This window comes from Rhizobium brockwellii (assembly GCF_000769405.2).
Taxonomy (GTDB): Bacteria; Pseudomonadota; Alphaproteobacteria; order Rhizobiales; family Rhizobiaceae; genus Rhizobium; species Rhizobium brockwellii.
In genome coordinates, this window is sequence record NZ_CP053439.1 from 79,545 (window position 1) to 103,527 (window position 23,983).

The following is a 23,983-nucleotide window of genomic DNA, read 5'->3' on the forward strand; positions in this document are numbered from 1 at the left end:
CCGAACGTGCGCGGGCTTATAAGGATGAAGCCTGTAAAAGTCAATTATGCCTGATAATTTCACTCTGCGCAGCCGGCCCGAAAGTATTTTCGCACTCTGGTGTTAAGAAATAAGGCCTGCCCCGAGTGGTTGTAGTTTTCATCGCGGCAGATCGATAGCCCCGGTTTTCAGGCGCTTACGGGTCCCGACCGCATTCGGCATGGATCATTTCAGAAGCCACAATCGTAAATATTAGAAATCTAACTTTAATAAATTTCGCCGATATTCATCGCATCGACTGGGAATTTGCTTTCCAGGCAGTGGCGTAGCTAGGAGGCATTGCATTGAAGATCCGGGGCAAAATTAATCTGCTGGTTTGCGTGATGGGCGCGGTCGCACTTCTGATCGGCGCAACGGCATTGTCCGCCATGCACGAATACAGTCGCAACCTGACGGCTTATGAGCATGCCGCAGCCCGCGCCTATGCCGGCGAGCGGCTCAACCGTTTCGTCACGGCGGTGGTCATGGAGGCGCGCGGCATCTATGCCGCCAAAACGATCAAGGATACGCCGAACTTCGCCAAGGGCCTGATGGCCGATCTCGACGAGATCGACAAGGTCATCTCGGGCTGGGCGCCGCTCGTTCCCGAGAGCCAGAAGGCCGATTTTGCCAAGCTTGTCGCCCGCGCCGCGGAATTCCGCACCTTCCGCACGGAAACGGTCCGCCTCGGCACGGAAGTCGGCCCCGAAGCCGCCGGCCAACAGGGCAACAATGACGCCAACCGCGCCAACCGCAAGGCATTCCAGGCGGAAATCGACGCTGTCGTCGCCACCGACAAGGCAGCGCTGGAAACCGTCAACGCCGAGATCGAGAGCTTCCGCTCCTGGGTGCTGATGCTCGTGCTCAGCATCACCGGCATCGGCATCGCGGTCGGCGTCGGCATGGGCTTCTATATCGGCACCAGCCATCTCAGCCGACCGATCAAGCGTGTCACCCATGCGATCAAGGAAGTCGCCGACGGCAATTTCGACGCCGAGGTCCCCTTTGCTGGCCGTCAGGACGAAATCGGCGAGATGGCCGCAGCGGTTGCGGTGTTCAAGGCGAACGGCCTGGCCATCAAGCGCTTGAACGCCCAGGAGGCGGCGATGCGCGCCAAGAGCGACGACTTGCAGTCGAGCATGTCCGTCGTCGTGGCAGCGGCCGCGGCCGGCGATTTCGGCCATCGCATCAGCAAGGACTACGAGGACGATAACCTCAACCAGTTTGCCGGCAACATCAACACGCTGCTGTCGAGCGTCGATGCAGGCATCGGCGAGACCCGCCGCGTCGTCGCAAGCCTTGCCGAAGGCGACCTCACCCAGAAGATGAGCGGCAGCTTCCAGGGCGCCTTCGCCGAGCTGCAGCAGAACGTCAACAATACCTTCGTCACCCTGCAGGCGACGATGCGCGAAGTGCGCGAGACGACGGAAGCGATGAACGGCAACACCGCCGAGCTGCGCAATGCCAGCGACGACCTGTCGAAGCGCACCGAGCAGCAGGCAGCCGCCCTCGAAGAGACCTCAGCGGCACTCGACGAGATCACCGCCGTCGTCCAGAATTCCACCGAGCGGGCGCATGAAGCCACCATCATGGTGTCCGAAGCCAAGGAGAATGCCGGCCGCTCCGGCGTCGTCGTGCGCAATGCCGTCGAGGCCATGGGCCGGATCGAGCAGGCCTCGCGCGAAATCAGCCAGATCATCAACGTCATCGATGAGATCGCCTTCCAGACCAACTTGCTGGCGCTGAATGCCGGCGTCGAGGCGGCACGCGCCGGCGATGCCGGAAAGGGCTTCGCGGTGGTGGCGCAGGAAGTGCGGGAATTGGCCCAGCGTTCGGCAACGGCTGCCAAGGACATCAAGGCGCTGATCACCAAATCGGGCAACGAGGTGCAGGTTGGCGTCAAGCTGGTCCAGGCGACCGGAGAGGCGCTGGCTGAAATCGGCACCCGCGTCATCGCCATCAACGACCATATCCATTCGATCGCGACGGCTGCGACCGAACAGTCGACCGGCCTCAAGGAAGTCAATACCGCCGTCAACCAGATGGACCAGGTGACGCAGCAGAACGCTGCGATGGTGGAAGAGACCTCTGCCGCCACGCACAGGCTTTCGGCCGAAGCCGGTGGCCTGGTGCGCCTCATTGCCCGCTTCAAACTGTCGGATGATGCGCCGGCACCCGCGGCGCTCGTCCGCAACGAGCCGCATCGGCCGGTCGCCTCGCCCGCCCGCCGCGCAATCGCCAAGGTCGCCCGCGCCTTCGGCGGCAATGCGGCCGCAGCCGAACAGAGCTGGGAAGAGTTTTAAGCTTTACTGATCACGCGCCTTCGAACGCCGCCTCCGGGCGGCGTTTTCTTGTGGCGACATGACGCTGCTCGCAAAGATTTGAAAGCGGAGCATCTTGGTCTAATATAGAGCTCAACGGTAAGGGCGGCTGAAGTGCTGCCGATCGGGCGAGACCAGAATGCCGAACCAAGATCAGGGCGATAATCCTTCGGCGGAAAACCCGGCGGCCGGCGAGGCCGCAAGGGCGCCGTGCGCGTCTGCCGGCCTGTTCGGCGGCCTTTCCGGCAAGCTGCTCTGGCTCACCGTCGTCTTTATCATGCTCGCCGAAATCCTGATCTTCTTCCCCTCGGTCGCCAGCATGCGCGTGCGCTGGCTGCAGGACAGGCTGAATACGGCCGCTGCCGCCGCCATCGTCATCGATGGGCTACAGCCGGTCGAACTGCCGCGCGCGCTGCAGAAAGAGACGCTGGAGGCGACCGGCACCAAGGCGATCGTGCTGCGCAAGGACGGCACCTCGCGGCTGCTGGCGACGACCGATATGCCGACCTCCGTCGATGAGGCCTACGATCTCACCGATGTGCCGCCGGTGACGGCAATCCGCGATGCGCTCGACACGCTGGTCTTCGGCGGCGGCAGGATGATCCGCGTCTATGGTCCCGTCGGCGACACCAATACCGGCGTCGAGGTGGTGATGAAGGACAGGCCGCTGCGCAGGGCGATGTTCGTCTATTCCCGCAATGTCCTGTTGCTGTCGGTGTTGATCTCGTTTTTTACGGCGACGCTGATCTTCTTTGCGATCAACCGCATCCTCATCGGCCCGATCCGCCGGCTGACCGGCAGCATGCAGCAATTCTCCTCCGATCCCGACAACCCGGCCCATATCTATATCGGCGACGGCGGCCGCGACGAACTGGCGGTCGCCGGCCGCAACCTCACCTCGATGCAGATGGAGCTGCAAAAGACGCTGAAGCAGCAGAAGAACCTGGCAGCACTCGGCCTCGCCGTCTCCAAGATCAATCACGACATGCGCAATATTCTGGCGTCTGCGCAGCTGATGTCGGACCGGTTGGTCGATGTCGATGACCCGATGGTGAAGAGCTTCGCCCCGAAGCTCTTGCGCACCATCGACCGCGCCGTCGGTTACACCACCGAGGTGCTGTCTTACGGCAAGGCGAGCGAATCCGCACCACGCCGCCGCCATATCCGCCTGTTGGAACTGACCCAGGACGTCAAGGACATGCTGGCGATCGATCCGCAAAGCGGCATCGAATTCGCAGAGCAGATCGGCGCCGAGCTTGAGGTCGATGCCGATGGCGAACAGCTTTTCCGCGTCATCCACAATCTCTGCCGCAACGCGCTGCAGGCGCTGACCTCGCCAGGCGAGGGCGGCCCGGGCTCCGTCAGGCGCATCACCGTCTCCGCCCAGCGTGTCGGCAGCGTCGTCAGCATCACCGTGGATGATACCGGCCCCGGCATGCCGCTGAAGGCGCGCCAGAACCTCTTTGCCGCCTTCCGTGGCTCGGCCCGCTCCGGCGGCACCGGCCTCGGCCTCACCATCGCCCGCGAACTGGTGCTTGCCCATGGCGGCACGATCGCGCTGGTGGAAAAACCGACGGTCGGCACGCAGTTCCGCATCGAGATCCCCGATCGCCCGGTTTCACTGGAGGATTACCGCAGCCGGGCGCACATCGAAAAGTGACGGGGTTGCGCAAGGTGCGGCTGCGGGCAGACAAAGAAGCGATTTTTTCAGAAATGCTCTTGCATTGTCCCGAAGGACGTTTTAGAGGATCGCCACGCAAGCGGCACCGCCGCATTTTGCACGCACCCGTAGCTCAGCTGGATAGAGCACCAGACTACGAATCTGGGGGTCAGGAGTTCGAATCTCTTCGGGTGCGCCATTTCTCTTTTCATCGAAAATCTGCGACGACCTGCTGAACCGCGGGAAGAAATTCGCCGTTCCAGGCGCTTTGCCGACGCTTGTCTTCGTTCGGGCGATCAGCTGGAAGTTTCATTAACAACAGCGCAAGTAGGGCTGTTCAATTGATTGATTTTGGTTCTCGGTTTTGCAGTAATTTTGCCTGAGGATATCTTCAGCCCCGCGGAAAATGCGCAAACATCCGCTATCGAAGGTGGTTGAGAAAACGATCTTACATATAGAATTCTTCTAAAGATAACCGGAAATTAGCTGGTTTGCGAAAAATCTATTCGCAATGGCGAGGATCTCAAGCATAACGCAACTTTTGGGTCTCACGCGCATATTGAATTTCGTAGGACATTGGGACAAAGTGCCCGCCGCGTAACGAATTCGCGACTTTATTATTGCAGTGCGTGCATTTCATTTTTCCTGTGGATGCCCGGGTACGTGGTGACGTAAAGGCAAAATGGCTTTTGTTCTGAACACCTTTGGCAGGTTGCAACTCGTTGACGGGGAGGGGAGCCTCGTTGCCTTTCCCGAGAAAGGTTTGCTGCTTCTCGTCTATTTGTTGACGACCGGTGAAGGTTCGGCGGATCGAACGACCTTGGCTCGTTTCCTGTGGGGCGATGCCGATAGGGACGTTGCGCTTTCGACTTTGCGTAAGCTCATTTCGAGAATAAAGGCCCGTCAGGCCGAACTCGGAATAAACATTCTCTCATCCCAGGGGAATATGGTCTCTCTTGACCGCGGGTCTCTGTCTTCCGACCTTCTACTATCCGAGACCGACGAAGCGGTCGCGTCGTTCCCCCTGCTTAAGCATCTTGTGAAGCTGCTGAACCAGCCCTTTCTGGGGCCGGTTCACTGCCACAGCCGCGAGTTTCAGCAGTGGCTTGCCGAGCGCGAAAAATGTCATATCGACCTTCTCGCAAATACATTGAAAACGATATCTCGACGAGCGCAGTCGAGAACGGAATCCGAACTTCTGCGAAAGGCCGCAATCATCCTGTTTCGGACGGAACCGAAGGATCCGGATACGCTGCAGCTGCTGATAGAGATATTCAAGGCGGAGGAAGAAGTTGAATCTCTTCGTAACCATTTCGAACAGCGGCGTATTTCGATTTCGCGAGGGATCGCGGTACGCGGCGCATCCGACGGCGCTGACACAAAACCCGTTCGCCCGGCGTTGGTGCCGTCGAGGGAAAAACACGCAACGGCTGTTTCCCTTGAGCCCGAGGACGTCAGCATTGCAATTCCTCGCCTGGTGCTGCTTCCACCCAGAAATCAATCCATTCATCCCCAAGCCGGATTTTTAGCTGCGTCTTTGGTGGAGGATATCACGATTGGATTTTGCGCATTCAACAGCCTGCAGGTCATAGCCCCATATTCGGCGGTGCAAATCGGCCACCACATGGAGACCCAGAAGGCCTTCTTCGAACGACATCACGTCAACTACATTCTCGACACTCGGATCAGCAATGCGGGCGATGACGTCACCCTGTTCGCCCAATTGATCTTTTTTGACCAGAATCAAATTGTCTGGGCAGAGAGATTCAGCCTCGATCATCGGGACCTTGTCAAAGACAGAAGGACTGTCTCTCGACGGATTGCTCTTTCCATATCCAGCGAAATCGAGCGCCATGAGGCGTTGCGCGAGGATCTGAACCCCGCGGCCTACCATCGATATCTCGTCGGCAGGCGGCATCTGGCGCGGCTGACGCTTCCGAACCTACGGCGCGCGCGCAAGGAGATGAAAGCCGCACTCAGCCTCAGCCCCGATTTCGCACCGGCGCTGAGTTCGATGGCGCGGACTTACTCCAAGGAATGGTTGTTGACCGCGCGGGGTGATATCGATCTGTTGAAAACGGCAGAGACCTTGGCAAAGCAGGCCACCGAAACGCGTGCGGATTTTGCCGATGGATACCGCGAGTTTGGCGTGGCGAAATTGTTGCAGGGTGCATTTGACGAAAGTGCCGAGGCAATGGAAGTGGCGGAGAGCCTTGCCCCGCATTATGCGGATGTTATTGCCGACTACGCGGACACTTTGGTTCATTGTTCGCTCCCTGCAATCGCCTTGCGAAAGATCGAGCGGGCAATTGAGCTGAACCCGCTCAGTCCCGACACCTATTTCTGGACCGCTGCCGGCGCAAATTATGCCCTTGGCGAATTCGAGGCTTCGCTGGATTACATTGGGCAAATGGCCGATGCCAGTCTGGCCGACAGGCTATCAGCGGCAAGCTGGGCCATGTTGGGCCATCAGGACAAGGCGCGGATCTTCGTCAGGAGGTTTCGCGAAGTCAACCCGGACTTCGATGTGGACAAATGGCTGTCTGCGGTTCCGAGTAAGGAGCAATGGCACAAGGATCTTTACCGAGAAGGCCTGAAGAAAGCTGGATTTTAAACACCAATCATTAGAAGAGGGAAAAAGCATGGCTAGAGTTGTTGTTATTAGTGTGGAAGGCGATGATGCTCTGTGGGTCGCCGATCTGGACGCCGGCACCGTCGTGCCTCTTCCGTCTCCCAAGTCGGGCGGGCTGAAAGCGGTCACCGACCTTCGCTCGACCGGGGCAATCGTGACGAAAGGCGTCAATCTGGCCGTGGCTGTCAAGTCTGCGGATGCGGCATTGTCGGGACATTATGATGGCTGAACGCGTATAGTCTCTGCATCATCACGCTGGATGGCGGGCCGAATGACGCTCGCCGTCCGGCGCCAAATAGGACGCCGCACGGGTCGTGGCCTCATTCTTTGATGGGTATTCCGGCTTCGATCGCAGCGTCGATGAACGCCTGTCGCGCCTCTTCCCGGTTCCGTTTGCCCGACATCACATCCGCGCAAACCGCACAGGCCCTATCCAAGGCGGGGCCTTCTTCGGTCGGCCAGTCCTCAACCAGCGCCCATGTTGCGGCCTGGGTCGTCTGGATCACCACCCACTGATCCGGGCCTTCAAGGGCGAGTGTTACCGGCTTCTTCCAAATGGTTTGCATGATCTCAGAACCTCCGCTGCGTGCTCTCCGCCGCTGCAGCCTGCACACATAGGGCGATTCATCCGGCGTGGCGAGTGCGGTATGAACCAGATGCTTTTCTCGATCAGTGAACTGCAGGGATGTGCCTTTCGAAAAGGGTTTCGGGCCGCCGTTTTGCGCACTGATGCGACGCCTCTTAGAACCCCTGAACGAATTCACACGCCAGCAATGTCTTGCCGGGCAAGGCGTCGCCTTGGCGGGCAACGATAGAGACCTTTCCAGGCCCGGCCATTCCCGGTTCCGGCTGCAGATCTGCAGGAAGTTCAAGCGAATAGCCCTTCGTGGATGTGCCGAGCAGGTCCGAGGTCTCCCGCTTCAAACCGTATTTTGCGGCCAGATCGTCGGCGCGTTCGCCCTCGATCAAGACACCAACAGCGTTGCTAGCAAAGAAAATCTCGTTCGATTTAAAGCCTTCCCGACCGATCTGGTGGGGAATAGTGTAGATCGCCGCGCCCAAGGATGATGTGTCCGGCTTGGCCAAAGCTTCCACGACATCATAGATCTTCATTGCCGAGGTCATCGTATAGGGTGGCTTGCAAAGGGCTGCGTCAAAGAACTTGTCGTTGGCCGAATCGGCCAGAACCTGCCCGGCCTGAAGTGCCACAAAAGCGACGCATGCGGAGAAGGCAGCGTGGCGAATGAATTGAGCGTTGCGCATGGAATATTCCCGAGAGAGTAGCTGTCGCGGATTCGCTTGTTGCGAATGCCTAGGGGATTCGAAGTAATTATGCTACCCAAAGTTTAATCTCTCGGCTCCACTCTTCTCTTTCCGCCTGACCGTGCTGATGAACCTCTGATACGTCTGAAGTGAAGGATTGAAGCCCCGCGCCGTTCACCCTTTTATTTTGCCGTCGGCGACCGACCAGCGGCTGAGATGAAGGGCAGCTCGCCTGCACGCGGCAGCTGGCGCCCTCATGGGCGTAACCGGACGAGAATCTTGGCCCCGGGGACCCTCAACTGTTCCGCCAGCGCTTCCAAATCTTTCCTATCCGTTCCCGCCAGAACGATGCGACCATCCATGATCGGCTCCCTCATCCAGGGTTCCATGACGACCTTGTCGTTGATCAGCATCTGCGTTTGCCGTCCCAATATCGCCTGCGTGAAATCGCGAAATGTGGCAGCGCTTTCCGGGGTGAGCACGATGTTCAGGCCATGGTCGTAGGACACGGGGGAGAGGGTTACCTCCGCACTCTTCACCTCAAGCGAGACAGGCGCGATCGCCTTCGGTCCGTCATTGTCTGCAGCAACGGTCGTATCCTGCGATGCCGTTGGTGGCGCAGGCGGTGTCGAAAGCTCATCCAGGATGCCCGGCTTGGCCTTGGCCGATGGCAGCGGCTCGATATGCAAATCGGGCGTCTGCAACTCTTTTGCCGTCAGCACGGCGGGGAGCGGCAAGCTGGCCGGCATATCCTCGCGTTGGATGTGGGTGTAGGTGCGCAACGTCGTCCCTCCTGTCGTAGCGGTCACGATCTCCGACGCTTCGAGCGTCGAACCATCGTTCAGGGACACCACGAGCTCGACGCTTCGGCTCTTGCTGGCGCGTTTGACGGAAGCCAGCTGATCGGCCGTGAGGCTCTTTGCCCGCTCGGCAAAGCTGTTCATCAAATTTTCGATCGCCGGCTGCTGCGACTGGCTTAACGCTGCGGCGTCGGTTTCCTCCGACAGGGAAAGGGTTGCCGTGCCTGCGGTCGCGTCGATGGATTCCAGGGTCCAGGTCGAAGTCACCGGGACACTGACGCCGCCATAATCCTCGTCCCGGGAGGTCGCCGAGGCCTGGCCAATCTCCATCGCCTCCGCCTGATAGGATTGCCCTGTGGCAAGCAGTTGCGCCTCCGGCACCAAGGCCGCAACGATCTGAAGAGGGTTTGCCTCCAGCTTGGCGATGATGTCGTAGACCCCGCTTTGCCGCGCCGCAGAGGCGCCAGCCGCGGGAACGCCACCCGGTCCATCGGCCGCCATCGCCCGCATGCGCGCCACGATCTGATCGACACCGGAGAGATCGCGCGGGTTGCCGTTCAGGTCGGTTTCGAGTTCGAGCGCAGCGGTGCCATAGGCCGTGAGGGAATTCCGATAGAGCAGGTTCATCTGATAGCTGTCGGCAAGGCTTGCCATGCCTTCCGGCAAATCGGCGCTGAGGGACCAGCGGACCCGCATGCCGTCTTCATTCCGCGATAGGACCGTCATACGCTGGCGAAACGCGCCGCGCACCGTTATGGCCGAGGCGCCTGGCTTGTTGAACCAGAACGACATATCGGTCTCGGTCGCTTTTTGAACGCGGTAGCTGCGCTCGACTCCCGTCGCCGGCGCGTAGCCCGGGATCTCGATGCCGCCGGCGGACCATGCCGGATGGGAGAGTGTGAGGCACAGGCAAAACCAGACCAATCTCTTCCAGTACAATGATGTCATGCTGGCAAGGCTCCTGAACATCGAAGGTTGCGGCGCCTTCCGACTGCCGACAGCGAGCATATTTGCCGATGAGGAGGACGGGTAGTGCCGACGCTGCGATAATCGTTCTGCGCGAAACTGTTTCAGGTTTTCAAGATCGAGATCGAGAGATCAAGGTTAAGCACGTCTCATCGGCCGCTCTAGTCTGCCCCAAGACAGCGAAGCGAAAAACTATTGAGCGGTCGGGTGGTCTCTCTCATAGGCTTCCCTTTCTTCCTTCCCGAACAAGGATGAGTAAAAGCCGCTGCAAACCAGATATGAGCACTCATCCGGGTTGCCCGTTTGCCATCCCGGCTGGCAGAGGACGACGCGACGGAATTTGGCGTTGCAAAGCCCGTGGTTTGCCAAGAGCCGCGGATCGTTTCCGAAATACGCGCTTATGGCGTCCTGGTGAGTCCATGCGGGAACGATTTTCCAATCAGCGGCGCCGCCCTCAGCGCTCACATTGCCGGTCGCACAGAACGACCAATTCGAGATCACGACCGGCTGATCGCAGGGAAAGGCCTGGACGGCGCTTGCCAGTAAGATCGAAAATAAGGCCAGCAATCGCTTGCCGCAAACCACCACGCTCTTTTCCCCCATGCCGATCATTCGCATCGCGCTCCTATCCTTGAGATTCAGTGCCCTGATCCTAGCAGACGCAACCGGAGAATATAAGATCAAAACTAAGAATATTTTCCTAGTTCATGGATCGTTCTTGCGCTCGATTGCCCGGAATTGCAACCATGGAATGCCGGATGTCGAGCAAATTTTTCCCTATCGGCGAGGTGGTCGCCCGGACGAGCCGGGGCCGTCGCTCGCTTTATGAACAGAATTGCCGGTCTCGCAGCACAGGCAGATTGCCGAAGGATCGGCCAGCGACGGGGGCGATGGGCTGATGGCGGAATTCAACCCTCGTGACAAGAGCCGAACCAGTGCCGGCAAGACGCGGGCGATGGTGCGCAAGCATACCGCTCCGCCCAGATCGGAAGAAAGCGGGCGCGATGACGGCAGCCTTCGCTGGCAGTGGTTCACCATTCAGCTGCTGGAATCTCCGGCCTTCACGACATTGAGCGCCAATGCCTGCCGCGCTTTCTTCCGCATTGTCATCGAGCACACCTCGCACGCAGCCCTTGAGAACGGCAAGCTTGTCGTGACCCATCCTCAGTTCGTGTCCTACGGCGTCACCGGCGAATATGTGGCCGATGCGCTCGATGAGCTCGAATATAAGGGGCTGATAAAAGTTCGCCGCGGCCGGGCGGGCAGCGGTGTCGCGCATCCCAACCGGTTCACGCTGACTTTTGTCGGCGACCATGAAGGTGCGCCACCCACCGACGAGTGGAAGCGATGCACGGCGGAAAGGTGCCGGAAATGGTCCGAGACCGACCGCAAGATTGCCGCCGACAAACGCGGGCGCATCGGCAGGAAGAAAAAAATCCCACTTCGGAATCCCGAAATCCCCCCGCTTCGGGATTCCGAAATCCGCCGCGCTTCGTGAGCGGTGCAGATGGAGAAACAGGCAATGAATTCAATGCCGCAACCAATTTCGAGATTCCGAAGTGCTATATAGATCTTGGTGGGATATCCCTGCGAAGGCATTTGGCCACGATCAGGAACTCCGTCTCCCGACCCCCGGTCGGAATTCGCAGGCAATCCGTCAGCCTAGTTTCGCGCAACCTTCCTGATGTATCCGCAGGTTTGATGATCTTTAAGGCGCTTCAGCCGGAGGAATGCATGACGGTGGGAATTTTTCGGGCTCTGGCTGTCCTGGCGATGATGACGGCCCTTGGCGGCTGCATCGACCATGCCAATGATCCCGTGCTCCTGGCGGTCGGCGTGCCGGTCAATCCGCCTGCTGTTGCGCACGGCCTGTGCATGACCGACGGCAACGCCATGTATGACGAGGCGAGGAAGCAGTACCAGCTGCGCGCCCAATTGACCGGATATGCTCAGGCTGATGAGCTGGAGGCCGAAACGATTGCGCGCGCCGCCGCCCATCGCCAATATGTCGCCTGCCTCTCCGGCCAGGGCTACCGGACATTATACGCGAATTGAGAACGGAGAATTCACGTTTCCCGCCAGCGCCGTCTGAGCCCTCTTCCTGATCGCGACTTTTCACGTTTTTCGGCGATTTAGTCACGCCGGATCGCCTGCAATCACGAGTTTTGGAAGTTGCAGGCAACGGCGGAACTCCGCACCTGGGAAAGGCATTCTCTCGAGATAAATCCAGTAAGGAGGGTTTATCATGAAGATGCTTAGTCTCACCCCTTCCACCGCCGCACTCGGCGCCCTTCTCGCCCTCGCGTCGATCGTCCCCGCGCGAGCCGCACCCCTCGAGACGGTTCGGCCGCCTGCTGTCTCGGACGTGAAAATGGTGCAATATAAACCACATGCCGGGTCCTGGCATGGCTATCAGGGCTTCCGCACCGAGCGCCCTGGCACCCGCCGCCGCTCCGATGGCTACTGGTATCCGCTTGGCGCCTTCGGCGTCGAGGCCGGCACCACGGGCTCTATCGTCCGCCAGCCGGTCAACAGGTCGGCAGCTCCGGAAATGTGCAACCCTACGTTTTCCGGATCGATCGGTCCCGGCAGCATGCCCTGTGATAACGGCTATTGAGCCGGCAAATGAAAAAGGCGGCGATGAGCCGCCTTTTTCTCGATCGGGTCGCCGCTCACATGTCCGTGACCTCTGCTTTGGCACCGTAGTATGTGACAGATCGCCTTCCTAACTCCGGGGCGTAAATTCCCCGAATCCTCCCAAGGAGACGATTATGACCACGACTTTCAAGCACGGCCTGATGGCCGCTGCCTTCGGCGCAATCCTCGGCCTCTCGGCCTTCTCGGCCGCGGCAGCTCCCCTCCAGTCGAGCGCGACAGAGCAGGGTGCAGCCACGCGTCCGGTTGCCCAACAAGAAACCAAGGTTGAGCACGACAGGCGCACGACCGGTTCGATCGGCGAGCGCGCCTCGGAAACCATGGGCTCGACACATTATATGACGAACCCGAAGAAGCCGCTCAACATGGATTGCAAGCTCGGCTTCAACCCGACCAGCAGCTCCAGCTGCAACTACTGACGAGACGCTCGGCGTTTTCGCGATCGTGAGCGGCCGCAATGGGCTGAAGGGGCGGCCTCAGGGTCGCCCTTTCGCATGCGGGGTGACTGGTTGCGCTGGGTCGATTGTCGCCCCCTGGAAAATGTTGCGCTGAATGCAAAAATGCAATAAGTACAGAATCAAGCAAACTGGTGACAGTGGTGTTGCGAAAAGCCGCAGCCAAGAGCGATTGACGCCCTTGCCTTGGAATTGCCATGCTCGCCGCGATGGTCGCATTTCGTAATCAATCGAATTTCAGACAGGTGGGATAATCATGACTGCAAAGGCCGCATGCTCCGATTTCCTGCATTTTTTCCGCTCCTGGATCAGCAACCCGCTTCGGGTCGCGGCCATCGCGCCGTCGGGGGATTCGCTTGCCAGGATCATGACCAGTGAAATTGCCGCACTCGACGGTCCGATCATCGAACTCGGCCCAGGAACCGGCGTCTTCACACGGGCGCTTCTGGCGCGCGGGGTGAGCGAGGCGGATCTGACGCTGATCGAGTATGGTCCCGAGTTCATCAATTCGCTGCAGGCGCGGTTCCCGACGGCGCGCGTGTTGCAGATGGATGCGGCCCATCTCGCCCATGCCGATATTTTCGAGGGCGAACCGGTCGGCGCAGTCGTCAGCGGCCTGCCGCTTTTGTCCATGTCGCCGCGCAAGATCGCCTCGATCATGGCTGGCGCCTTTGCCTATATGCGGCCGGGCGGGGCCGTTTATCAGTTTACCTATGGTCCGCGCTGCCCGGTGCCGCGGCCGATCCTCGACCGTCTCGGCCTGAAGGCGGTGCGCATCGGCGGCACGGTGCGCAACCTGCCGCCGGCCTCCGTCTACCGGATTTCGCGCAGCAAGCCGCTGGAACTGTCGCGCGATCGCATCGGCTATCGCCAGAGTGAGACTGAAATCGACGACGTCGCCGCCTTTTCCAACGAAACCGGCGGCTGAACGATGATGCCGGGCCGGAATGGCTGAGAACAAGCGGACGGAGACCACCGAAGGCAGGCGGGAACGCAAGCGGCGGCAGACGCGCGAGCGCATCGAGCAGGCGGCGATGACCCTTTTTCTGCAGCGCGGCTTTGAGGCCACGACGATCGAGGACATCACCGAGGCGGCCGACGTCTCCAAGCGCAGTTTCTTCGATTATTTCCCCTCCAAGGAAGAGGTGGTTTTCGCCTGGCAGGATGCCTTCGCCGATCGCCTGATGGCGGCGGTCGCAGCAAGGCCGTCGGCAGAATCCTCGGTCGCGGCGGTCGAGGCGGCAATCACTGCAACCGTCATTGCCTCCGTCGACGAGCCTGGCCTGGCGCTTGGCGAACTCATCCATCGCACGCCGGCGCTGAAAGCCCGCGATCAGCTGAAATACGCCCGGCTCGAACAGAAGCTCGCCGAGGCGCTGCTTCTGCGCAAGGGAAATGACCCGCTCGAGCGGCCCCGCATGCGCCTCCTTGCGACAATCGTCATCGGTGCGCTGCGCGTCGGGGCTGAACTCTGGCAGCAGCGCTCGCCGGGCGCCTCGCTTGAGGATTTCGCCCGGGAGATTTTCGCCGACCTCTGGAAGATGCTGGCCGAATTCGGCGACGAGGCAAAGACCAGGCTTTGACCCAGACCGCCTGAGGATCGCGCGCTCTCCCCAAGCGTCGGTTCGATGTCGATGTTTCCGCTCATCCCCGTCATCACGGCCCTTTCATCGGAACTGGGCCGTCCTATATGTGCAAGCGTCGCAGCGGCCGCATTCTGCTGATCCCCACGATGGGCGGATCATCACCATGGCGGGCATCGCTTTCGATCAGGGCAGACATTCGCGCTCGAAGGTATCTTTGAAAGCCTCGGCACCTGTGCCGCCGCTGTTCAATCGCCTCCGACCGCTCCACCGATTTCAATGATTGATTGATAAGAGAGGAAAGACCATGTCCAGTTACAACGCAGCCCAATACAACGCAGCCAAGTCAGGCACCTTCAAGATTGGCGGCGATATCGAGATCAACCGTCTCGGTTTCGGCGCCATGCGCGTCACCGGCAAGGGCATCTGGGGCGAGCCTTCCGATCATGCCGAATCCATCCGCACGCTGAAGCGTCTGCCGGAACTCGGCGTCAACTTCATCGATACGGCCGATTCCTACGGCCCCGATGTCTCCGAATGGCTGATCAAGGAAGCGCTGCATCCCTATGGCAGCAAGTCGGTCATCGCCACCAAGGGCGGCCTGACCCGCCATGGTCCCGATATCTGGCTGCCGGTGGGACGTCCGGAATACCTGATCCAGCAGGCGCATAAGAGCCTGCGCAATCTCGGCGTCGAACAGATCGATCTCTGGCAGCTGCACAGGATCGATCAGAAGGTGCCGGCCAAGGAACAGTTCGATGCGATCAAATCGCTGCTCGATAGCGGCCTCATCCGCCATGCGGGTCTGAGCGAGGTGTCCGTTGCCGACATCGAGGCCGCCTCGAAGCACTTCAAGGTCGCGACCGTCCAGAACCGCTACAATCTCGTCGATCGCACCAGCGAAGACGTGCTCGATTACTGCGCCAAGCACAATATCGGCTTCATCCCGTGGTATCCGCTCGCCGCCGGCGACCTCGCCAAGCCCGGCTCACTGCTCGATACGATCGCCAAAAAGCACAATGCCGCGCCAAGCCAGATCGCGCTCGCCTGGGTGCTGAAGCGCAGCCCGGTCATGCTGCCGATCCCCGGCACTTCCAAGGTCAAGCATCTCGAGGAAAACGTCGCGGCGGTTGATATCACGCTGTCAGACGAGGAATTCTCCGCCCTCGACGCCGAAGGCAGCAAGCTCTTCAAGGCGGCTTGACGGGCAAACCCACGGCTTTCCGGTTTGTGCTAGTAAGCTGCCTCTCACCCTAACCCTCTCCCCGTAAAAACGGGGAGAGGGGACGTGCCATGCAAGAGGCCAATGGGGAACGGAAAGGTCGCGGCATATCCCCTTCTCCCCGCAAGCGGGGAGAAGGTGGCGGCAGCCGGATGAGGGGCAGGCCTATCGGCGATCCCCGGGCGCAAATTTTCGGCATAATTTTGACCATCTGGTCAAACATGCTGCAAAATGAGGCGGTGACCTGTTGTTTTGAGGGCAAGCCTTGCGTCCAGCGCATTGCTGCATTGCGGTATTTTCGCTATTCCGAATCAAAAGAATTGGCTATTACTATCTTCGTAAGCAGCGCACTCCTCCTCCCAGCGCTCTTACATCGGACTGACAACACTCCTCCTCCCAGTTGTCAGTCAGGATCAAGAGCCCGGCGCACCTCCTCCCGCGTCGGGCTTTTTTCTTTTCCCCAAGTCTCTTCCCCTCGAAATCGATCAATTGCCGATCCGGGCAACGCCGGTCCTGCGGTTTTCACGAGGGATTGCGCAAAACATAGGCTTCCACCGCCCGCGGTTTGACTCGGCAAGCCTCGTCGGACTATTTGAACGGGCGCCGCCTGTCCGGTGCGTGAACCGATTGGAGTTTGGTCATGATCGGCAAAAGAGGCGGCTTGCCCGCGGCTCTGACAGGTCTTCTGATTGCAACGATGGCGCTCGCCGGCTGCGGCGGCAGGCCGGTTGGTGTCATGCAGGCGGCCGGCACTGTGACCCCCGGCACCTCGAAGGTCGATCTTCTCGTCGCGACGACACGTGCTGCCGACGATAATCCCGCCGTGCTTTTCTCCGGTGAGCGCGGCACCGGGCTCGCCGTCAATGCCGTCGACGTCTCCATTCCGCCGGAAGCCAATCGCAAGGTCGGCCAGGTGCAATGGCCAAGCCGCCTGCCGGCCGATCCGTTGCGCGATTTCGTCACCGTTTCCGTCGATCCCCTGGAAGGTGAGCGGGCCGGCGAGACCTGGCTGAAGTCCCACATGCCGAAGAGCCGTCGGGTGCTGGTCTTCGTCCACGGCTTCAACAATCGTTACGAGGATGCCGTCTACCGCTTCGCGCAGATCGTGCATGATTCGCATGCCGACGTCGCGCCCGTCGTCTTCACCTGGCCGTCGCGCGGCAGCATCTTCGATTATAATTACGACAAGGAAAGCACCAACTATTCCCGCGACGCGCTGGAGGAATTGTTGACCCGCACCGCCGCCAATCCTGCTGTCAGCGATGTCACCATCATGGCCCATTCGATGGGCACGTGGCTGACCGTCGAAGCGCTCAGGCAGATGGCGATCCGCAACGGTCATGTCGCCTCGAAGATCAACAATGTCATCCTCGCTTCACCGGATCTCGACGTCGACGTCTTCGGCCGCCAGTTCGCCAGCCTCGGCAAGGAAAGGCCGCACTTCACCATCTTCGTCTCGCAGGACGACCGGGCTCTGGCGCTGTCGCGGCGCATCTCCGGTAATGTCGACCGGCTCGGCCAGATCGATCCCTCCGTCGAACCCTATCGCAGCAAGCTCGAGGCGGCCGGCATCACCGTGCTCGATCTCACCAAGCTCAAGGGCGGCGACCGGCTGAACCACGGCAAGTTCGCTGAAAGCCCTGAGGTGGTGAAGCTGATCGGCGACCGGCTGATTGCCGGCCAGACGATCACCGATTCCAATGTCGGGCTCGGAGAGGCCGTCGGCGCGGTGGCGATGGGCGCTGCCCAGACGGCCGGAAGTGCTGTCAGCGTCGCCGTCAGCACGCCGATCGCGATCTTCGATCCGCGCACGCGGCGCAACTACGATGCCCAGCTGAAGCGTCTCGGCCAGTCGATGAACAATACCGTCGGTTCGGTCGGCGACAGCGTCGGCGCCGGCCTGCCGGAAAGCCAGTAGAAATTCCACAGAGCAATTCCAGCAAAAGTGCACAGCGGTTTTGCGTTTCGGAATTGCGAAAAAACAAAAAGATAGAGAATTTCCGTGATTCGGAAAAAGCGGAAATTCTCTAGGCATCGCATCTTGATGTGATATATCAGATTCACGACGGCAATTCTGTCTGCCGTGCGATGGGTTGATGGCATGGCGGATGAGATGAAGAAGAGTGTGGCGGTCGTCGGCGCGGGCGTGATCGGCGCCTCGATCGCTTTCGAGCTGCAGCGGCGCGGCTTTGAGGTGACGCTGATCGACAAGGGCGAGCCGGGCCGTGGCACCTCTTTCGGAAATATGGCAAGCATCGCGCTCGATTTTGCCGCCGGTTCCGGCCCTTCGGCCTGGAAAAAGATCCCCGGCTGGCTGCTCGATCCGGAAGGCCCGGTCTGGCTGCGGCCGTCTTATGCGGCCAGGATGCTGCCCTGGTTCCTGCGCTTCCTCGCCGCCGGCCGGCCGTCGCGTCTGCGAGAGATCGAGGATGCCGGCATGAGCCTGTCCAACCGCGCGCTCGGCGATTTCAGGCAGATGCTCCAGGCGATCGGCGCACCCGAATTGATGACGGAGGAAGGATGTCTCGCGATCTACGAGACGGAGGCGGAATTCGCCGCCGATCGCGGCCATCTCGCCATGATGCAGCGCTATGGCCTCGAATTCGAGGTTTTGAGCAACGGCGCCATCCAATATTACGAACCCACTTTGTCATCGTCGATCGCCAAGGCCGTGCTGCTCCCCGACAACAAATCGGTCCGCGACCCCTATCAACTGGTGGTGAAACTCGCCGACGCCGCAAAGGCTGCGGGCACGGCCTTTGTCTCAGGCACCGTGCGGAATATCGAGCGCAGGGGCGATGGCGCCGCCGTCGTCCTCCTCGAGGATGGCAGGCGGATCGAGGCGGGTTCGGTTGTGCTTGCCGCCGGCGTCCACACCCGGTTCCTTGCCGAAAAGCTCGGTGAGCCGATCCCGCTCGAAACCGAGCGCGGTTATCACACGCAGATTATGAAGCCGGGCATCGCGATGCGCTATTCGGTGATCTGGCCGCATCGCGCCTTCATGGTGACGCCGACGGCGGGCGGCATCCGTGTCGGCGGCAATGTCGAGCTCGCCGGTCTTGACGCGGCGCCGGATTTCCGCCGTCCGCGGGTGCTGGTGCGCCATGCCCAGCGCGCGTTGCCCGGCCTGAAGGTCGAGGAGACGACCGAATGGATGGGTCATCGTCCGGCGCTGCCCGATACGATCCCGATCATTTCGCCGTCGTCGAAAATGCCCGGCGTTTTTTATGCGACCGGCCACGGCCATCTCGGCCTGACCTTTTCGGCAACGACAGCGCTGGTGATCGCCGATATGGTGACCGGCCTCAAGCCATCCCTCGATGTGACCCCGTTCCGCATAGACCGCTATTAGGAGGCCCCGATGTCCGATACCACGAAACCCGCAGCGCTGATCACCGGCGGCGGCCGCGGCATGGGCGAGGCGATCGCCCGCGAGCTCTCCGCCCAGGGCTATCAGCTGGCGCTGATGTCGCCTTCGGAAAGCTGTGAGAAGCTGGCGGCCGAACTCGGCGGTGTCGCCTCGCGCGGCGTGGCCGAAAAGGCCGAGGATCTCAAGGCGATCTTCGATCTGACGATGAAGACCCATGGCCGCATCGACGCTGTCGTCAACCTGAGCGGCCATCCGCCGAAGGGCGACCTGCTCGATATTTCGGACGAGAACTGGACGCTCGGTTCCGACATGATGATCCTATCGCTGGTGCGCATGGCGCGGCTGGTGACGCCGGTCATGCTGAAACAGGGCAAGGGCGCCTTCGTCAACATCACTACTTTTGCGGCCTACGAGCCGTCGCTGGTCTTCCCGGTTTCCTGCACCTACCGCGCCGCTGCCGGCGCCTTCACCAAGCTCTATTCCGATCGTTATGCGGCCGACAATATCCGCATGAACTGCATCCTGCCGGGTTATATCGACAGCCTCAACCACAAGCCCGAGACCGCCGAGAAGGTGCCGATGAAGCGCATCGGCCATGTGGAGGAGATCGCCAAGACCGCGGCCTTCCTGCTCTCCGACGGCGCGGGTTATATCACCGGCCAGAATATCCGCGTTGATGGCGGCGTCACCCGCCACGTCTGATCTGGAGTTTTCGATATGAGATGGAAGCGCACGATCCAGTTGCTGGATGTCCATGCCGAAGGTGAGATCGGCCGCGTCGCGATCGGCGGCGTGCCGAAGATCCCGGGCGATACCATTGCCGCCCAGCTGCATTGGCTGAACACCGATCCGAAGGGTGATGAGCTGCGCCGCTTCCTCTGCCTGGAGCCGCGCGGCGCGCCGATCGGCTCGGTCAACCTGCTGCTGCCGGCACGACACCCGGAGGCGGACGCCGCCTTCATCATCCTGCAGCCCGACCAGGCGCATGCGAGCTCCGGCTCGAATTCGATCTGCGTCACCACGGCACTGCTCGAATCCGGCATCGTCGAGATGAAGGAGCCGGAGACGATAGTCACGCTCGAAACCGCCGCCGGCCTCGTCAAGGCGACGGCGACCTGCCGCGACGGGCGCTGCGAAAAGGTCAGGCTGACCATGGTGCCCTCCTTCGTGCACGATCTCGATGTCGCAATCGACACGCCGCATTGGGGAAGGATCAAGGCCGATATCTGCTATGGCGGCATCTTCTATGCGCTGGTTGATGTCGGCCAGATCGGTCTGACGATCGAGAAGGCCAATGCCGCCGGCCTCGTCCAGGCCGGCATGATCCTCAAGGAGCTGATCAACCGCGACATCAAGGTCGTCCATCCCGAGATCCCGGCGATCTCGGGCGTCGCCTATGTGATGTTCCGCGATACGGAAGCCGACGGCACGGTGCGCACCTGCACCACCATGTGGCCGGGCCGGGCCGACCGCTCGCCCTGCGGCACCGGCAACTCCGCCAATCTCGCCACGCTCTATGCCCGCGGCAAGGCCAAGGTCGGCGACACCTTCACCTCGAAGTCGATCATCGGTTCGGAATTTGAAGTCGGCCTCCAGGCGGTGACCGAGGTGGCCGGCCGCCCCGCCGTCATCCCCACCATCACCGGCCGCGGCTTCACCTTCGGCCTGACCCAGGTGGCCTTGGACCCTTTCGATCCGCATCCGAACGGTTTTGCGCTGACGGATGTCTGGGGACCATCGGCGGGAGAGATTTAGGCGTTCAGGGCATGATGCCGGAAGTGTCAAGCGGTTTCCTGACCGGTTCGCTTCAATGGCTGCCCGTCACCCTAGCGCTAACCCGTCCTCCGGACCCCGTTGAGGAGAAGAGGGAGCCAGGACGCGGCACCCTCCAACGCGCCCCGTCCTTCGAGGCCCCTGCGGGGCACCTCAGGATGCGGCTCTCCTAAACGCCGCCGCTCCGGGCGCTGGCGAGGCGTCAGCGTCCGCACGATGCTTCGTTGGATGCGCCGCTTGACCCGAGGATGTCACGGAGGCGACGACGGCCGGCGTGCTTCTCCCTTAAGCTTTAAGATGACGTTTCGGAGAGCATGGACGGCCGGTCGGCCAAGTGGACAGCGCTTGTTCGACGACAGCCTCCAGCATCTCGCGGCTGAATCCGACATGCCGCGCCCCCATCAACCGCGTTGCAAAATTCTGGCGCTGACGTGGTCTGTGGCAAGCTTTTCGGCTGGCGCGGGCCTGCCAAGCAGATACCCTTGGCCGATGTCACAACCCAGGTCCTGAAGCCGCTGAAGCTGGCTCTCCTCTTCGATGCCCTCGGCGGTTATCGTCACGCCAAGTCCCACACCGAGAGCGATGATAGCCTTGATCACCTTGTCCTGCTTATCATTGGTTTCGAACGAAGAGACGAAACTCCTGTCGATCTTGATCTTGTCGAACCGGTAGTTGGATAGTTGTGAGAGGCTGGAATAACCTGTTCCAAAGTCGTCGAGAGCAATCCTGACCCCCGCATTCACCAGGTCGTCGAGGACGATTCGTGCAGTGACAGCGTCCTGGATGATTGCGCTCTCCGTCACCTCAAGCTCGACCCTGTGCGGCGGCAGACCGACATCGCCCAATATCTTGAGAATTCTAAGCCCCAGCAGTCGGTCGCTCAGTTGGATCGGAGAAAGGTTGAATGACAGGACAAGCTCACTTGGCCAGGAAAGCGCATCGGTGCAGGCGTGGCGAAGCAACTGGTCGGTCAATTCGACGATCAGGCCGGCTTCCTCCGCCACAGGAATGAATTCGTTCGGTGGGATGAATTCGCCGGAGGCCGTCTTCCAGCTTGCCAGCGCCTCGAAGCCGATAATCCTATTCGTCTTCAGGTCTACGAGAGGTTGATAGTAGGGAATGATCTCAGACTTCTGGATGGCTGCTCTCAGATCCGCCTCCACTCGAACCCGCTTTGCCAACTCGTCCTGCATCGAAGGCACGAAGCGCTTCACCAGATTGCGCCCCTGCTTTTTGGCGACATACATCGCACAGTCGGAATGTCGAATGGCCTGACCGAGGTCATCGCCGTTCTCCGGAAAAAGCGCAAAGCCGACACTGGCGCCGAGGTCGACGGCGACACCATTGAATGTGAACGGCTTGCCGATCACGCTCACGATGCGGTTCCCCAACGCGACAAGATCGGGATTTCCGGTGCGCCGCGCCAGGACAACGAACTCGTCTCCGCCAAGACGGAAAACATGCTCACGCGGAAAGAGGGAGGAGAGCCGCTGAGCAACGGTCTTCAGCACCGTGTCCCCGTGATCGTGCCCTAGTGGATTGATTCCAACGTTTGGTGCCCACGTTTGACGGCTGCGATGATCTCATCGGGGTCTGCTTTCCAGATGAATGGCTTTGGTTCGTGGTTGTGTTCTTTGACGAAGCGGTTGATGGCCGCCTGCAGGTCAACGACGGAGTGGAAAACGCCGTGCTTCAGCCGCCGGCGTGTCAGTTTTGCGAAGAAGCCTTCGACAGCATTGAGCCATGAGCACGATATCGGGACGAAGTGGAAGGTCCATCGTGGATGCCTTGCCAGCCAGGCGCGGACCTTCGGCTGTTTATGCGTCGCGTAATTGTCGAGAATGACGTGGACCGCCTTATCTTTCGGCAGCTCCGCCTCAATGGCGTTGAGGAACCGAATAAACTCCTGATGCCGGTGGCGCTGCATGTTTCGGCCGATGACCGATCCGTCGAGAACATTGAGGGCGGCAAACAGGGTGGTCGTGCCGTGGCGCTTGTAATCGTGGGTCATTGTGCCGGCGCGCCCCTTCTTGAGCGGCAAGCCCGGTTGGGTCCGGTCGAGCGCCTGGATCTGGCTTTTCTCATCGACGGACAAGACAATGGCGTGGGTCGGTGGCGAGACGTAGAGACCGACGACATCGTGAAGCTTCTCGGCAAAAGCCTTGTCATTGGAGAGTTTGAAACTGCGCCACCGATGCGGCGCCAGCCCATGCTCGTGCCAGATCTTGACGACGGAAGAGGCCGCGATCCCAACGGCATTTGCCATGGCACGCACGGTCCAGTGCGTTGCCTCCTGTCGAGGCGGTTCCAGCGTCAGCGCAACGACCTGCTCCACCACGTCGCTCTCCAGAGGCGCCATGCCCGGAGGCCTGCTCTTGTCGCGCAACAGGCCATCGACCCCCTCGGACATGAAACGCTCCTGCCAGCGCCAGACGCAAGGTTTGGACTTTCCCGTCGCCTGCATGATGGCGACCGTTCCCAGGCCGTTGCCGCTCATCAAGATGATCTTGGCCCGCCAGACATGCTTCTGCGGAGACGTTGGGGCAGCAATGATGGCTTCAAGCCGAGAACGGTCGGCGGCGGTGACGTCAAATGTGATCCCTGTGCGCATCCCCAACCGTCGCACAATCCCAAACGGTTGGGAATCTCAGGACGGAATCTTTCGTCGCGATCAATCCACTAGGAGGTCGTTGATCTTCTTGAAGCCGTCGAGATCGATGCTGAACACGGCATAGGTCTCTTGTGCCCTCTGATCGGCCATCGCCTGCGCGCATACGGAATCCAGAAATCTGCGGTTGGGCAGTTCGGTCAGCGTGTCGTGACAGGCAATCCAGTCCACGTTCTTTTCGGCCTGCAGCCGGCGATTGACCTCCCTCGAAAGATCCCGGATCCTCAGCGTGGAATAAATCAGCCCGAGAAACCCGGAGATATTGAGGGCGAGGAGCGCATGGTCCAGCGGATAGTCATGATGCTTCTCGATGAACGCATCCAGCCCTTCATGCCAGTCGAAGGACCACGACAGGCAGAAGAGAAGCAGGAAGACCGCCAGCCAGACAACGATCTCCACCTGGGGTCTGGTCGGTTGGCTGCGAGGCATATGAACAGGCTCCTGTTGTGTGACCAGCCGTCATGGCCAGTTTGGAGAACCGCATCGTCCCCGAGATGTTTTCAATCAACAGCCGACATGGCTGATGCTGGTATCACCGAATGCCGGGTCGGGCATTGCAGTCGTTGATCAAGCTGCGCAGCACCGACAGGTCCGTAA

Annotated in this window: 20 protein-coding genes, 1 tRNA gene and 2 pseudogenes; 16 read left to right on the forward strand and 7 right to left on the reverse strand. The window is 60.4% G+C overall.

From position 1 onward, the window contains the following. The first annotated feature begins 323 nt into the window (after positions 1-323). The 5 genes from RLCC275e_RS00420 (at position 324) to RLCC275e_RS00440 (ending at position 6,860) form a co-directional block, all read left to right on the forward strand. Positions 324-2,321 (forward strand): methyl-accepting chemotaxis protein, encoded by a 1,998-nt coding sequence (locus RLCC275e_RS00420; protein ID WP_033179446.1) that lies wholly within the window; start codon positions 324-326, stop codon positions 2,319-2,321. A 157-nt stretch (positions 2,322-2,478) separates the two neighbouring features. Beyond that, positions 2,479-3,999: a sensor histidine kinase gene (locus tag RLCC275e_RS00425; protein ID WP_033179447.1), complete on the forward strand. Its 1,521-nt coding sequence runs from the start codon at positions 2,479-2,481 to the stop codon at positions 3,997-3,999. A 122-nt stretch (positions 4,000-4,121) separates the two neighbouring features. Continuing rightward, positions 4,122-4,198, forward strand: a tRNA-Arg gene (locus RLCC275e_RS00430). 483 nt (positions 4,199-4,681) lie between these two features. Continuing rightward, positions 4,682-6,613 carry a membrane protein gene (locus RLCC275e_RS00435; RefSeq protein ID WP_033179448.1) on the forward strand — a complete coding sequence of 644 codons (1,932 nt, stop codon included), beginning with the start codon at positions 4,682-4,684 and terminating at the stop codon, positions 6,611-6,613. A gap of 28 nt (positions 6,614-6,641) precedes the next feature. Continuing rightward, on the forward strand, positions 6,642-6,860 hold the full coding sequence (locus RLCC275e_RS00440; RefSeq protein ID WP_033179449.1) for a hypothetical protein: 219 nt from the start codon (positions 6,642-6,644) through the stop codon (positions 6,858-6,860). Positions 6,861-6,951: 91 nt separating this feature from the next. Here the strand turns inward: RLCC275e_RS00440 and RLCC275e_RS00445 are convergent, their stop codons facing one another. The 4 genes from RLCC275e_RS00445 to RLCC275e_RS00460 all read right to left on the reverse strand — a co-directional run bounded on the left by RLCC275e_RS00445 (position 6,952) and on the right by RLCC275e_RS00460 (position 10,344). Continuing rightward, the gene (locus RLCC275e_RS00445) at positions 6,952-7,197 is read right to left on the reverse strand and encodes a DUF982 domain-containing protein (RefSeq protein ID WP_012755837.1); all 246 of its coding nucleotides are present in this window, start codon (positions 7,195-7,197) and stop codon (positions 6,952-6,954) included. 175 nt (positions 7,198-7,372) lie between these two features. Then, a complete protein-coding gene (locus tag RLCC275e_RS00450) occupies positions 7,373-7,894 on the reverse strand; it encodes a hypothetical protein (protein WP_033179450.1) in 522 nt (173 codons plus the stop codon). Positions 7,895-8,148: 254 nt separating this feature from the next. After that, a complete protein-coding gene (locus tag RLCC275e_RS00455; RefSeq protein WP_033179463.1) occupies positions 8,149-9,642 on the reverse strand; it encodes a hypothetical protein in 1,494 nt (497 codons plus the stop codon). A gap of 210 nt (positions 9,643-9,852) precedes the next feature. Next, complete coding sequence (locus RLCC275e_RS00460; protein WP_171816876.1) at positions 9,853-10,344, reverse strand: hypothetical protein; 492 nt, start codon at positions 10,342-10,344, stop codon at positions 9,853-9,855. Positions 10,345-10,558: 214 nt separating this feature from the next. Here RLCC275e_RS00460 and RLCC275e_RS00465 point away from each other — a divergent pair, with 214 nt between their 5' ends. The 11 genes from RLCC275e_RS00465 to RLCC275e_RS00515 all read left to right on the forward strand — a co-directional run bounded on the left by RLCC275e_RS00465 (position 10,559) and on the right by RLCC275e_RS00515 (position 20,700). Continuing rightward, positions 10,559-11,158 carry a hypothetical protein gene (locus RLCC275e_RS00465; protein WP_033179465.1) on the forward strand — a complete coding sequence of 200 codons (600 nt, stop codon included), beginning with the start codon at positions 10,559-10,561 and terminating at the stop codon, positions 11,156-11,158. Positions 11,159-11,394: 236 nt separating this feature from the next. Then, complete coding sequence (locus RLCC275e_RS00470) at positions 11,395-11,715, forward strand: hypothetical protein (protein WP_033179466.1); 321 nt, start codon at positions 11,395-11,397, stop codon at positions 11,713-11,715. Positions 11,716-11,905: 190 nt separating this feature from the next. Beyond that, positions 11,906-12,277 carry a hypothetical protein gene (locus tag RLCC275e_RS00475; protein ID WP_033179451.1) on the forward strand — a complete coding sequence of 124 codons (372 nt, stop codon included), beginning with the start codon at positions 11,906-11,908 and terminating at the stop codon, positions 12,275-12,277. Between the two features lie 154 nt (positions 12,278-12,431). Continuing rightward, positions 12,432-12,734: a hypothetical protein gene (locus RLCC275e_RS00480; protein ID WP_033179452.1), complete on the forward strand. Its 303-nt coding sequence runs from the start codon at positions 12,432-12,434 to the stop codon at positions 12,732-12,734. A 292-nt stretch (positions 12,735-13,026) separates the two neighbouring features. Then, the gene (locus tag RLCC275e_RS00485) at positions 13,027-13,698 is read left to right on the forward strand and encodes a class I SAM-dependent methyltransferase (RefSeq protein ID WP_033179453.1); all 672 of its coding nucleotides are present in this window, start codon (positions 13,027-13,029) and stop codon (positions 13,696-13,698) included. A 19-nt stretch (positions 13,699-13,717) separates the two neighbouring features. Further along, complete coding sequence (locus RLCC275e_RS00490; protein WP_033179454.1) at positions 13,718-14,353, forward strand: TetR family transcriptional regulator; 636 nt, start codon at positions 13,718-13,720, stop codon at positions 14,351-14,353. Between the two features lie 307 nt (positions 14,354-14,660). Continuing rightward, on the forward strand, positions 14,661-15,557 hold the full coding sequence (locus RLCC275e_RS00495; protein ID WP_033179455.1) for an aldo/keto reductase: 897 nt from the start codon (positions 14,661-14,663) through the stop codon (positions 15,555-15,557). Between the two features lie 658 nt (positions 15,558-16,215). Further along, a complete protein-coding gene (locus RLCC275e_RS00500) occupies positions 16,216-17,493 on the forward strand; it encodes an alpha/beta hydrolase (RefSeq protein WP_033179456.1) in 1,278 nt (425 codons plus the stop codon). Positions 17,494-17,676: 183 nt separating this feature from the next. Next, positions 17,677-18,927, forward strand: coding sequence for an NAD(P)/FAD-dependent oxidoreductase (locus RLCC275e_RS00505; RefSeq protein ID WP_033179457.1), 1,251 nt, complete (start codon positions 17,677-17,679; stop codon positions 18,925-18,927). Between the two features lie 9 nt (positions 18,928-18,936). Next, positions 18,937-19,647: an SDR family oxidoreductase gene (locus tag RLCC275e_RS00510; protein WP_033179458.1), complete on the forward strand. Its 711-nt coding sequence runs from the start codon at positions 18,937-18,939 to the stop codon at positions 19,645-19,647. 15 nt (positions 19,648-19,662) lie between these two features. Continuing rightward, positions 19,663-20,700, forward strand: a complete 1,038-nt coding sequence (locus tag RLCC275e_RS00515) for a 4-hydroxyproline epimerase (RefSeq protein ID WP_033179459.1) — start codon at positions 19,663-19,665, stop codon at positions 20,698-20,700. 419 nt (positions 20,701-21,119) lie between these two features. Here RLCC275e_RS00515 and RLCC275e_RS00520 read toward each other — a convergent pair. From RLCC275e_RS00520 to RLCC275e_RS00530, 3 genes and pseudogenes are all read right to left on the reverse strand, one after another. Further along, a pseudogene (locus tag RLCC275e_RS00520) lies at positions 21,120-22,253 on the reverse strand (putative bifunctional diguanylate cyclase/phosphodiesterase); the annotation flags it as partial. Further along, a complete protein-coding gene (locus tag RLCC275e_RS00525; RefSeq protein WP_130707161.1) occupies positions 22,250-23,329 on the reverse strand; it encodes an IS630 family transposase in 1,080 nt (359 codons plus the stop codon). The gene RLCC275e_RS00525 and the pseudogene RLCC275e_RS00520, both read right to left, overlap by 4 nt. Before the next feature lie 69 nt (positions 23,330-23,398). Further along, positions 23,399-23,815: pseudogene (locus tag RLCC275e_RS00530) on the reverse strand (diguanylate cyclase domain-containing protein); the annotation flags it as partial. Positions 23,816-23,983 lie beyond the last annotated feature (168 nt).

Coding starts and splice junctions, on each gene's coding strand:
- RLCC275e_RS00425 (WP_033179447.1), top strand. CDS start 2,479: ATGCCGAACCAAGATCAGGGCGATAATCCTTCGGCGGAAAACCCGGCG.
- RLCC275e_RS00435 (WP_033179448.1), top strand. CDS start 4,682: ATGGCTTTTGTTCTGAACACCTTTGGCAGGTTGCAACTCGTTGACGGG.
- RLCC275e_RS00440 (WP_033179449.1), top strand. CDS start 6,642: ATGGCTAGAGTTGTTGTTATTAGTGTGGAAGGCGATGATGCTCTGTGG.
- RLCC275e_RS00445 (WP_012755837.1), bottom strand. CDS start 7,197: ATGCAAACCATTTGGAAGAAGCCGGTAACACTCGCCCTTGAAGGCCCG.
- RLCC275e_RS00450 (WP_033179450.1), bottom strand. CDS start 7,894: ATGCGCAACGCTCAATTCATTCGCCACGCTGCCTTCTCCGCATGCGTC.
- RLCC275e_RS00455 (WP_033179463.1), bottom strand. CDS start 9,642: ATGACATCATTGTACTGGAAGAGATTGGTCTGGTTTTGCCTGTGCCTC.
- RLCC275e_RS00465 (WP_033179465.1), top strand. CDS start 10,559: ATGGCGGAATTCAACCCTCGTGACAAGAGCCGAACCAGTGCCGGCAAG.
- RLCC275e_RS00470 (WP_033179466.1), top strand. CDS start 11,395: ATGACGGTGGGAATTTTTCGGGCTCTGGCTGTCCTGGCGATGATGACG.
- RLCC275e_RS00475 (WP_033179451.1), top strand. CDS start 11,906: ATGAAGATGCTTAGTCTCACCCCTTCCACCGCCGCACTCGGCGCCCTT.
- RLCC275e_RS00480 (WP_033179452.1), top strand. CDS start 12,432: ATGACCACGACTTTCAAGCACGGCCTGATGGCCGCTGCCTTCGGCGCA.
- RLCC275e_RS00485 (WP_033179453.1), top strand. CDS start 13,027: ATGACTGCAAAGGCCGCATGCTCCGATTTCCTGCATTTTTTCCGCTCC.
- RLCC275e_RS00490 (WP_033179454.1), top strand. CDS start 13,718: ATGGCTGAGAACAAGCGGACGGAGACCACCGAAGGCAGGCGGGAACGC.
- RLCC275e_RS00495 (WP_033179455.1), top strand. CDS start 14,661: ATGTCCAGTTACAACGCAGCCCAATACAACGCAGCCAAGTCAGGCACC.
- RLCC275e_RS00500 (WP_033179456.1), top strand. CDS start 16,216: ATGATCGGCAAAAGAGGCGGCTTGCCCGCGGCTCTGACAGGTCTTCTG.
- RLCC275e_RS00505 (WP_033179457.1), top strand. CDS start 17,677: ATGGCGGATGAGATGAAGAAGAGTGTGGCGGTCGTCGGCGCGGGCGTG.
- RLCC275e_RS00510 (WP_033179458.1), top strand. CDS start 18,937: ATGTCCGATACCACGAAACCCGCAGCGCTGATCACCGGCGGCGGCCGC.
- RLCC275e_RS00515 (WP_033179459.1), top strand. CDS start 19,663: ATGAGATGGAAGCGCACGATCCAGTTGCTGGATGTCCATGCCGAAGGT.
- RLCC275e_RS00525 (WP_130707161.1), bottom strand. CDS start 23,329: ATGCGCACAGGGATCACATTTGACGTCACCGCCGCCGACCGTTCTCGG.